9 protein-coding genes, 11 tRNA genes and 1 rRNA gene are annotated in these 9,832 nt (G+C 52.6%); 2 read left to right on the top strand and 19 right to left on the bottom strand.

The window, feature by feature from the left end:
- The 13 genes from DI44_RS19060 to DI44_RS14905 all read right to left on the bottom strand — a co-directional run.
- A 16S ribosomal RNA gene (locus DI44_RS19060) occupies positions 1–172 on the bottom strand; the annotation flags it as partial.
- Between the two features lie 117 nt (positions 173–289).
- Positions 290–363, bottom strand: a tRNA-Gly gene (locus tag DI44_RS14850).
- Between the two features lie 169 nt (positions 364–532).
- Positions 533–606, bottom strand: a tRNA-Pro gene (locus DI44_RS14855).
- A 4-nt stretch (positions 607–610) separates the two neighbouring features.
- Positions 611–687, bottom strand: a tRNA-Arg gene (locus tag DI44_RS14860).
- A gap of 76 nt (positions 688–763) precedes the next feature.
- Positions 764–846, bottom strand: a tRNA-Leu gene (locus DI44_RS14865).
- Between the two features lie 15 nt (positions 847–861).
- Positions 862–943: transfer RNA gene (locus DI44_RS14870), tRNA-Leu, on the bottom strand.
- 5 nt (positions 944–948) lie between these two features.
- Positions 949–1,024: transfer RNA gene (locus DI44_RS14875), tRNA-Lys, on the bottom strand.
- 157 nt (positions 1,025–1,181) lie between these two features.
- Positions 1,182–1,256 (bottom strand) — tRNA-Gln (locus DI44_RS14880).
- A 14-nt stretch (positions 1,257–1,270) separates the two neighbouring features.
- Positions 1,271–1,346, bottom strand: a tRNA-Asp gene (locus DI44_RS14885).
- Between the two features lie 32 nt (positions 1,347–1,378).
- A tRNA-Glu gene (locus tag DI44_RS14890) sits at positions 1,379–1,450 on the bottom strand.
- A 19-nt stretch (positions 1,451–1,469) separates the two neighbouring features.
- Positions 1,470–1,562, bottom strand: a tRNA-Ser gene (locus tag DI44_RS14895).
- Positions 1,563–1,569: 7 nt separating this feature from the next.
- Positions 1,570–1,644: transfer RNA gene (locus DI44_RS14900), tRNA-Asn, on the bottom strand.
- 635 nt (positions 1,645–2,279) lie between these two features.
- Complete coding sequence (locus DI44_RS14905) at positions 2,280–2,729, bottom strand: SprT family protein (protein ID WP_013144047.1); 450 nt, start codon at positions 2,727–2,729, stop codon at positions 2,280–2,282.
- A gap of 89 nt (positions 2,730–2,818) precedes the next feature.
- Between DI44_RS14905 and cmpA the strand changes: the two genes are divergently transcribed.
- Positions 2,819–2,932, top strand: a complete 114-nt coding sequence (gene cmpA, locus DI44_RS18565) for a cortex morphogenetic protein CmpA (protein ID WP_013144046.1) — start codon at positions 2,819–2,821, stop codon at positions 2,930–2,932.
- Between the two features lie 18 nt (positions 2,933–2,950).
- On the opposite strand, the gene DI44_RS14910 is transcribed toward cmpA, so the two are convergent.
- The 6 genes from DI44_RS14910 to acpS all read right to left on the bottom strand — a co-directional run bounded on the left by DI44_RS14910 (position 2,951) and on the right by acpS (position 9,096).
- Entirely contained in the window at positions 2,951–5,116 is a 2,166-nt protein-coding gene (locus DI44_RS14910; RefSeq protein ID WP_014194685.1) for a Tex family protein, read from the bottom strand.
- A 331-nt stretch (positions 5,117–5,447) separates the two neighbouring features.
- A complete protein-coding gene (gene ndoA / locus DI44_RS14915; RefSeq protein ID WP_003253417.1) occupies positions 5,448–5,798 on the bottom strand; it encodes a type II toxin-antitoxin system endoribonuclease NdoA in 351 nt (116 codons plus the stop codon).
- A 4-nt stretch (positions 5,799–5,802) separates the two neighbouring features.
- Complete coding sequence (locus DI44_RS14920) at positions 5,803–6,084, bottom strand: hypothetical protein (protein ID WP_011229742.1); 282 nt, start codon at positions 6,082–6,084, stop codon at positions 5,803–5,805.
- 126 nt (positions 6,085–6,210) lie between these two features.
- A complete protein-coding gene (gene alr, locus DI44_RS14925) occupies positions 6,211–7,365 on the bottom strand; it encodes an alanine racemase (RefSeq protein ID WP_033024535.1) in 1,155 nt (384 codons plus the stop codon).
- Between the two features lie 248 nt (positions 7,366–7,613).
- The gene (locus tag DI44_RS14930; RefSeq protein ID WP_014194683.1) at positions 7,614–8,627 is read right to left on the bottom strand and encodes an outer membrane lipoprotein carrier protein LolA; all 1,014 of its coding nucleotides are present in this window, start codon (positions 8,625–8,627) and stop codon (positions 7,614–7,616) included.
- Positions 8,628–8,706: 79 nt separating this feature from the next.
- A complete protein-coding gene (gene acpS / locus DI44_RS14935) occupies positions 8,707–9,096 on the bottom strand; it encodes a holo-ACP synthase (protein WP_011229738.1) in 390 nt (129 codons plus the stop codon).
- Between the two features lie 113 nt (positions 9,097–9,209).
- Between acpS and DI44_RS14940 the strand changes: the two genes are divergently transcribed.
- On the top strand, positions 9,210–9,827 hold the full coding sequence (locus DI44_RS14940) for a rhomboid family intramembrane serine protease (RefSeq protein WP_014194682.1): 618 nt from the start codon (positions 9,210–9,212) through the stop codon (positions 9,825–9,827).
- Positions 9,828–9,832: the final 5 nt, after the last annotated feature.

Here is a 9,832-nt window from a genome sequence, read left to right as displayed (position 1 = left end):
TTTGGCTCGGGTTCCCCGGAGTTATCCCGGTCTTGCGGGCAGGTTGCCCACGTGTTACTCACCCGTCCGCCGCTGACCAAACCAGAGCAAGCTCCGATTTGGTCCGCTCGACTTGCATGTATTAGGCACGCCGCCAGCGTTCGTCCTGAGCCAGGATCAAACTCTCCAAAGAAAGTTGATTGGCTTTTTGCTTCAGCCGCAGCACCAAAGGCGCTAAACGACCTCCGCTTTTCGTCGCGCTTCGTTTCGTTCAGTTTTCAAGGAACGAAATAATCCTATGGACTCTTCATGGAGCGGGTGATGGGAATCGAACCCACGACATCAGCTTGGAAGGCTGAGGTTTTACCACTAAACTACACCCGCATAATTTTTGATGAAACACCCATCACAATCTTTCATGCCCCTTCCTCTGCCAGCCGATTCAAAGAAGCTGGATGCGTCGGGGCAACTCGAAGCGTATTCGGCGAAGTGAAGGCTCGTGGCTGAGGTTTTACCACTAAACTACACCCGCATAATATTTAGTTCAACAAAATCGGGAAGACAGGATTTGAACCTGCGACCCCATGGTCCCAAACCATGTGCTCTACCAAGCTGAGCTACTTCCCGATGATGGCGCGCTCGAGAGGATTCGAACCCCTAACCTTCTGATCCGTAGTCAGATGCTCTATCCAATTGAGCTACGAGCGCAATAGATTATTGCACCAAAGAGACGGATTATATTTTAGCAACTCGCTGTGTTGCTGTCAATAGTTTATCTAAAAAATGCGGTCGAGAGGACTTGAACCTCCACGGGGTCGCCCCCACTAGGCCCTCAACCTAGCGCGTCTGCCATTCCGCCACGACCGCATATTGACTAATCAGTGCGGGTGGAGGGACTTGAACCCCCACGCCGTGAGGCGCCAGATCCTAAGTCTGGTGCGTCTGCCAATTCCGCCACACCCGCTAATATGGTGAGCCATGGAGGACTCGAACCTCCGACCCTCTGATTAAAAGTCAGATGCTCTACCTACTGAGCTAATGGCTCATGGTGATCATAACACTCTAAGTACTGATGAACTCTACCTGCCTCTTCCTCTACCAGCTGTTTCAAGGAAGCCCGGTGCGTCGAGGCAACTCGCAGCGAGCTCGAAGATGCAGCGCTCGTTACTGAGCTAATGGCTCATGTATTTAACACATAAAAATGGCTGGGCCAGCTGGATTCGAACCAGCGCATCACGGAGTCAAAGTCCGTTGCCTTACCGCTTGGCTATGGCCCAGCGATTTAGTGCAATGGCGGTCCCGACGGGACTCGAACCCGCGATCTCCTGCGTGACAGGCAGGCATGTTAACCACTACACTACGGGACCACAAATCGCGGGGATCACCCCGCGCTATTCAGTGACCCGTACGGGATTCGAACCCGTGTTACCGCCGTGAAAGGGCGGTGTCTTAACCACTTGACCAACGGGCCACGCATATACGTATTGGAGTGGCGGAGAAGGCGGGATTTGAACCCGCGCGCCGTAAAGCCACGACCTAACGGTTTAGCAAACCGTCCCCTTCAGCCACTTGGGTACTTCTCCAAAGAAATGGCTCCGCAAGTAGGATTCGAACCTACGACCTACCGGTTAACAGCCGGTTGCTCTACCGCTGAGCTATTGCGGAATGATGAAAAATTATATGTCATGCATATCTTTACGATGTGCTCGTTGCCTCTTCCTCTGCCAGCTAATTCAAGGAAGCGAGATGCGTCGAGGCAACTCGCAGCCAATTCGAAGATGTGAGGCTCGTCGCTGAGCTATTGCGGAATGATGTTTGACAATCGACATTGTTTATTATATTGAGCAACTTGTCGTTTGTCAATACGTTTTCCCGCAACTTCCTCTGCTGTTTTCCGCCGTTTAGCGACGGCTTTTATAATTTAGCACACGATCATCCTGATTGTCAACCTTTTTTCGCAAAATGTTTTGTTTGATTATTGGCGTTGACTGGACATTATAGTTTAACAATTCTTGACGAAAAGGCAGCTTGTCTATTTTCTCGACTGACGAACACCAAGGCGTGACGGAAGACCGAACAGCCACCCGCTTCACAGACCCATGCATGGGTCTGAAAGCGGCGTTGTTCAGTCGCCCGACAGTCGATCAAATGCCGAGGCTATGGAAAAGCTGCAAATGTTAAAGTTTCAAATTGCATCTACTCTGAAAATACCTGAGCTTCAAAATGTGTAAAACTGTAATATTCGACATAGAGATATTTTCATCCTTCCGATGGCAACCAAATTTTTTTGTCATGGAAGTCTAGGATCGTTTGAGCTTGCTTCGGCAGCGGCCGCAAACATAACGGTCTATGTTGATCCGTCTTTTGCGGCGGTAGGTGAGGCCGCATGACGTGCAAATGTATGTGTAGATCGTTTTCGGCGCTTTTGTATTTCGAGCAAGCGGACGACAATAGCGAGGCGCCCCCACTTTTTGCAGCAGTTCGCGGAAGTCGCGGTCGCGGTGGCGGTAGCCTTTTCCCTCAAGGTGCAAGTGGTAATGGCAAAGCTCGTGTTTGATGATGGCGATCAATTCTTCCTCGCCGAACTGCTCGTAATGTTTTTTATTGAGCTCAATGTTGTGCGTTTGCAACATGTAGCGCCCGCCGGTGGTGCGCAAACGAGGGTTGAAGAAAGCGGTATGGCGAAACGGCTTGCCGAACACGCGAATGGAAATTTGTTCGACAAGGGCTTGCAGCTGCTTTTGGTCCATGGCGGGTCTCTCCTTCATCTTTTGGCACAGGACAATTCACCATTACATACATATATATTACCTTTCCACTGTCAGGGAGGTGACTGATTTTGCCTACATGGCTGAAAAATCAGATGAGACGAGCCTACTATGAGAAAAACCGTGAGCAAATTAAACTGTTGAACCAATGCTGGTTTTTTTATCGGAGAAAACACTGCTCCTAAGGCAGTGCTTTCTCCATTTCACTCTTTCGGCGGCACCATCGACAGCGATATTCTTCCCTTCGCCACATCGACATGCTCGACCCATACTTTGACGACGTCGCCGACCGAAACGACATCGAGTGGATGGCGCACGTATTGTTTGCTTAGTTTGGAAATGTGCACGAGCCCGTCCTGTTTGACCCCAATGTCGACAAAGGCGCCGAAGTCAACGACGTTGCGCACGGTTCCTTCCAGCTCCATGCCTGGCTTCAAATCTTCCATCTTCAACACATCTTTGCGTAATAGCGGCTTGGGCAGCTCGTCGCGCGGATCGCGCTCTGGGCGGCACAACGCGTCAATGATGTCGCGCAACGTCAGTTCTCCGATGCCGAGCTCGGCAGCCACCATCTCGACTTCGATGGCTTGCAGCGCCTGGCGCAGTTCATCACTGCCAATGGCGGCGGTCGTAAATCCTAACTTACGCAACAGTTGCTTCACTTCCGCGTACCGCTCGGGGTGAATCGGCGTGCGGTCAAGCGGTTCGTCGCCATCAACGATGCGCAAAAAACCGATGCACTGCTCGTACGTTTTCGCTCCGAGCCGAGGAATCGTTTTCAGCTCTTCGCGGTTGCGGAATTTCCCTTGCTCTTCGCGACGCTTGACGATGTTTTCTGCAACGGTTTTCGTGAGCCCGGACACGTACTGAAGCAGGGAGACGGAGGCAGTGTTGACGTTGACACCGACTTGATTGACGACCGTCTCGACGACGAAACGAAGCGACTCGGCAAGCTTTTTTTGCGACACATCGTGCTGGTATTGGCCGACGCCGACCGATTTTGGATCGATTTTGACAAGCTCGGCGAGCGGGTCTTGGACGCGGCGGGCGATCGAGACGGCGCTCCGCTCTTCGACTTGCAGGTCGGGAAACTCAGCGCGTGCAAGGTCGGAAGCAGAGTAGACGCTCGCTCCTGCTTCATTGACAATCAAATAAAAGATATCGCGTTGCACATGCTTCAGCGTGTCGGCGACAAACTGTTCGGTTTCCCGAGATGCTGTTCCGTTGCCAATCGCGATCATATCAACGTGATAGTCATCAAGCAGGCGAAGAAGTTTCGCGCGCGCCTCTTCTTTTCGCTCTTGCGGCGGATGCGGATAGATCACATCAATGCGAAGCAGTTTCCCCGTTTCGTCGACAACGGCGAGCTTGCACCCAGTCCGATAGGCTGGGTCGATGCCGAGCACCGTTTTTCCTTTGAGCGGCGGCTGGAGAAGCAGTTTGCGCAAGTTTTCAGCGAAAATATGGATGGCCCGCTCCTCCGCTTTCTCCGTCAACTCGTTGCGGATGTCGCGTTCAATGGCAGGCTCCATCAGCCGCTTGTATCCGTCCTCGATCGCTTCTGCCACGATGGGAGCGGCCGGGGACGATTCATCAGCGACTGTTTTTCGCCGCAAATAGCGAATGATGTCCTCAACAGGCGCCTTGATCGAGACGCGCAGCACCTCTTCCTTTTCACCGCGGTTTAACGCCAACACGCGGTGCGGAACGATTTTAGCGAGGGGTTCCTCGTAGTCGTAGTACATTTCGTACACACTCTTTTCGTCCTTTTCCGGCGCTTTGGCAACCGAAGCAATCGTTCCTTTCCGCCGCGTCTCGTCGCGCACCCATTGACGAAGAGCAGCGTCATCTGCCACTTTTTCGGCGATGATATCTTTCGCACCTTGAAGCGCCTCTTCAACGGTTGCGACTCCTTTATCTTCGTTGACGAACATTTCGGCCTGTTGTTCCGGAGTTGGGGCCGGTGGACACGAAAGGAGCCATTCGGCAAGGGGTTCAAGCCCTCTCTCTTTTGCGATTGTTGCTTTCGTGCGCCGCTTTTGCCGATATGGGCGGTATAAATCTTCGACTTGTTGCAACTTCGTGGCCTCAAGAATGTCGCGCTTTAACTCTCCCGTCAACTTCCCTTGCTCATCAATGAGGCGAATCACTTCCTCTTTCCGTTGCTCTAAATGCTGCAAATACTCCCATCTCTCAAGCACTTCACGAATTTGCACTTCATCGAGCGCCCCAGTCATTTCTTTCCGGTAGCGGGCGATAAACGGGATCGTGTTTCCTTCTCGATGGAGCGCAATGACGTTTTCGACTTGCTTTGCTGCCAGCTGCTGCTCGGCGGCAATGACTTCAATGAGCCGCTGTTCGTTAGCCAAGCGATTCCCTCCTTAATGATATGGGACTTGAACGCTCTCCCACCTACGCTAACGCTTCGAGGTGGAAGTGGGGGATGAATCGGTTTAGGATAATAAAAAAAGCGCTACCTGTACGCAGCTGCTTTGTGAAACAGTATACATAGATGAAAATGGAAGGACAGACCGTTCCGGAAAGGCCGATCTGCCCGTCTCACCAACGTGAACACTCGATAATCAAGACCGATGCCGCACGTCAACGCCGCTTTCCCCATCCGCTCGGCCGCCCGTTGGCAACCGAAAACGCCGTTTCTCCTGTTCGCTGTTATGCCAAAAGCAAAGGTTTTTCGCTCTATCAAAAGTCGATCAGCCCTAAGCTAATTTGCAGCGCCTCATCGACTTTATCCATCATTTCATCGTCCAAATGAGTGATTTTATCGGTCAGCCGTTGCTTGTCGATCGTGCGAATTTGCTCAAGCAAAATGACCGAATCGCGTTCAAACCCGTAGCGTTTCGCGTCAATCTCGACATGCGTCGGCAGCTTCGCTTTTTGGATTTGCGCCGTAATCGCCGCGACAATCACCGTCGGGCTAAAACGATTGCCGATATCGTTTTGGATCACCAACACGGGGCGCACGCCGCCCTGCTCCGAGCCAACAACCGGGGAAAGGTCCGCAAAATACACGTCGCCACGTTTGACAATCAAAGCATTACCCCCCGCTAACTAAGCGTTCAACGGTGTGGTCGGCCTCGTATTCAGCATGAAACGCTTCAGAAGCGATAGATAAATTGATTTTCGCCATTTCCATGTAGCCTCGTCTCATCGCCTCGCGAATTTGCCGTTTCTTCCGCTCGCGAATGTACATTTTCGTCGCTTGATAAATGAGTTCATTGCGGTTGCCGTTTTCCTGCTTTACGAGCACGTCCAGTTCTGTCAGCAGCGACTGCGGCAAACGAACGACGATTTCCGCTGTTGCGCCAGATTCCGACACAAATATACACCTCCACGAACTGCAGCCATTGATTGCTTCCACTTCATGATACCATTAAACAACGGCGCTGCAAAGTCATTTCTCCATTTTCTATCCTTTGTCTTCCGAAACAGATTATGCATCGCTTCATCCGCGACCAACGGCGTTTCTCACTCCCATTATACGCTTATTTCGGAAAAAAATACGGGGCACCCGGTAGCTGATCGTGCACGGCACTTCATAATTGATTGTGCCCAAATGGCGGGCGACATCATCGATGGAAATGACTTCGTCCCCTTGGCGGCCGATTAATGTCACCTTCGTTCCGACAGGCAGCGGCCCCGGCAGGCGGATCATGCATTGATCCATGCAGATACGGCCGACGATCGGCGCCCGCTGCCCGCCAACAAGCACATGAAAGTGCTGCAGGCGGCGCAGCCAGCCGTCCGCATAACCGATCGGAATCGTGCCGATCCACTCTTCCGTCTGCGCGGTGTACGTCGCACCGTAGCTCACCTTTTCGCCTGGTTGCAGCTTTTTGACGTGTACGAGGCGGCTATGGAGCGAAAACGCCTCTTTCAATTCGTATGGGAGGAGCGGCTTGATGTCCGGCGATGGGGCGAGCCCGTACATCGAAATGCCAAAGCGAACCATGTTGAACGCTCGATCGGAAAAACGAAGGGCCGCCGCGCTGTTGGCGCAATGAACGAGCGGCGGCCGCGACGGCAGCCAGTCAAGCATATGCAAAAAGCGGGCGTATTGATAAGAAAAGTAATCCGTATTCACTTCATCAGCGGTCGCAAAATGCGTATACACCCCTTCAAGCACAAAGGGCGGATGGCGATCGATCAAGGCCGCTATTCGCTTTGTCTCCTCTTCGTCTTTAACCCCAAGCCGTCCCATTCCTGTGTCCATCTTTAAATGGAAATGAATCGGGGTCGAACCGTTATACAGCGATGACGCCTCCTCGAGCCAATCAGAGCGAAACACGGTTAAGGCGATGCGGTGTTCGGCGGCCAACGCCACATCCTCGGGACGAGACGCCCCAAGCACTAAAATCGGGGCATCGATGCCTTTTTTTCGTAAGGCAAGCGCCTCGTCCAAAAAGGCGACGGCCAAGCGGGAAGCGCCCGCTTCGAGCGCCGTTGCCGCCACTTGGGCATCGCCATGCCCGTAGGCGTTCGCCTTGACAACGGCCATAATTTGCGTGCCCTCCGGCAAAAAGCGGCGCAAATTCGCGACGTTGTCGTAGATGGCATCTAGATCAATTTCCACCCACGTATCGCGGTGAAACTCGTCCATCCTCTCTCGCTGCCTTTCTAGTCATAGCCAGTTTGAAAGCGCTTGAATCGATTGGATTCCTTTTTTAGTTTACCATGTTCCTGGGGAAGAAGGAATAGGATGAGCGGCGGAAAAATGAGAAAAACGGCGGAAAACATTGGAGATAGCAACAATTCGTCCACTGGCATGCCTTCACTGCTTCTGCACAAAAACAAAAAGCAGCTTCTCCGCTTCAACGCGGAGAGCCGCCTGTTTGCAAAACCGCACTGTCATTTTGCCGCTTTTTCTTGCACTGAGCTGGCGACCATCACCATTTCTTCCGGCGTCAAATCGTCCGAGGCGAGCGTAAACTCCGCCCCATTGTACCACCATGTCAACGTTCGGTCGGTGAGGGCGCCAATGGTGAATCCTAAATCAACCGGGTCGCCGTTGACAAGAACTGGCATGCTTGTCGCCGGAAGCACATCCGCTTTTTCTTGCACGAGCGTAAACGATTTTTTGCCGCCGAATGTCATAATGACGCGCGTGCCGTTTTCACCTTTCACTTCTTTTTCCTCGAGCGCTTGAACCCCTTTCGGAAGCTGACTCGGGTACATGACGGCCATCACTTGCTCTTTTCCTTCGGCCATCGTTGGCACCTCAAGACGGGCGCCAGTCATGTTTTTCTTTGTATCAAACGCGTCATCATCAAACTTTTTGTTAAACTCGACGTTGGAAAACTCGACCGTCAACAGCGCTTTCCGGTCCGTATCCATCACTTTGACCGAGACGGGCGCCAAATCTTTTTTGCGCAGTGTAATCTCTTGGGTTGGAATGACTTCGCTGTTCGGGTAGTTCGTTTTCGTCTCAAACACATAGTAATCGTCCGTCGCCTTAAACTTCGCCTTCGAATCGCTCAAAATGTCTTTGACGAGCGATTCGTACAAATACGCTTGGCTGCTGTTTTTCGGCCAATCGCTCACAAACTTGAAGGTTTTGTTGAGCGCCGGCGTGAAGACGAACACCCCTTCGTCATTGCGCAAAATCATTTGGCTTTGTCCTTTGTCGGCGTTTTTCAAGCTGACGCGGTAGTAGGACGGCTGCTTGTGCCACACTTCAACATGATACACTTGCGGCTTCTCACCGGTGCGGAACGTCATTTTCGCCTCAGCCTGATAACCCGTCATCTCATCGACCTTTTCATCAAGCGCCTTCAGCACCTCTTCCTGCGATTTCGACCCGCAGCCAGCCAAAGCAAACAGAAAAATGATGCCGACCAACGCCATCAGCACGTTTCTGCCCATCGCTTCAACCCCTTTGCCTCATATATCGATTTCTACCCATGCACTACAATATATGAGACAACTTTCGGGAATATGCAGACTAGCCATGGCAAGCATCAGCCGGCGTCATCGGTCCAAGGCGCTCAATGACGACTTGGGCGACGGCGTAATCGCGGCTATGGGAAATGGACAGATGAACCGTCTCGCCATCGCGGCGGGCAGCAATGCTCGGCTTTCCGTGCTCATCGGAAACGATCTCGATGTCTTGAAACGATAGATGCCGCCCGATCCCCGTTCCGAGCGCTTTGGCGTACGCTTCTTTAGCCGCAAATCGCCCGGCGAGAAACTCTGCCTGTCTTGCGGGCGGCAACTCGCCAAACTGCGCTTTTTCACGCGGCGTCAAAATTCGCTCTGGAAATTTGCGGCTCCGCTCAAGAAGGGAGCGGATCCGTTCCAACTCTACAATATCAATGCCAATGCCGACGATCACTGCTTCCTCACCTATCCTATCCGCCCTGATGGTCGGACAAATTTTTTATGAGAGACCCGCATAAGATGGCTTATAAAAAACGCCCCATTTCCGCGAAGAAGGGAGACCAACCCGTGTTTCAACATGCAAGCGATGTCCGCTCATTTGTCCGCCTTTATCCCGTCGTTGCCGCCTTATTATTGGTCCATATCGCCGCATGGCTGTTGTTTTCTCTTCCCTTGACAGCGCTTGAACCCATTTGGCAATACGCCGTCGGGACGAACGGCGCGATCCGCCATGGAGAGTGCTGGCGGCTTGTCAGCCCAATCGTGCTGCATCGCGATTTCCACCATATGGCCGCCAACAGTTTGTCCTTATGGCTGTTTGGCCCCTGGCTGGAGCGCGCACTTGGGAAAAGAAAGTTTTTGTTTCTGTATATCGGAGGCGGAATCGGCGCCAATGTCGCCACTTTATTCCTTCTGCCGCCGCTGTACACCCATGTCGGGGCGTCGGGCGCCATTTTCGCCTTGTTTGGCATGTACAGCTACCTCGCCCTATTCCGCCGCGACTTAGTCGCCCCCCGCCACGCCCAGCTGCTGCTTTCGGTCATGGCGGTTCATTTGCTGATTGGCATCATGACACCACATGGGAATTTATTGGCCCATCTATTTGGCTTCGCCGTCGGCGGCCTGCTTGCCCCCTTTTTGTCCATCCGCCCCAAGCGGCCGTCGTTTTACATGCCTCGGCTATGAAAAAA

The sequence above is a fragment of the Geobacillus sp. CAMR5420 genome (assembly GCF_000691465.1).
GTDB lineage: Bacteria > Bacillota > Bacilli > Bacillales > Anoxybacillaceae > Geobacillus > Geobacillus thermoleovorans.
Note: the sequence above shows the minus strand (reverse complement) of the source record. Positions and strands in the feature narration are given on the sequence as shown.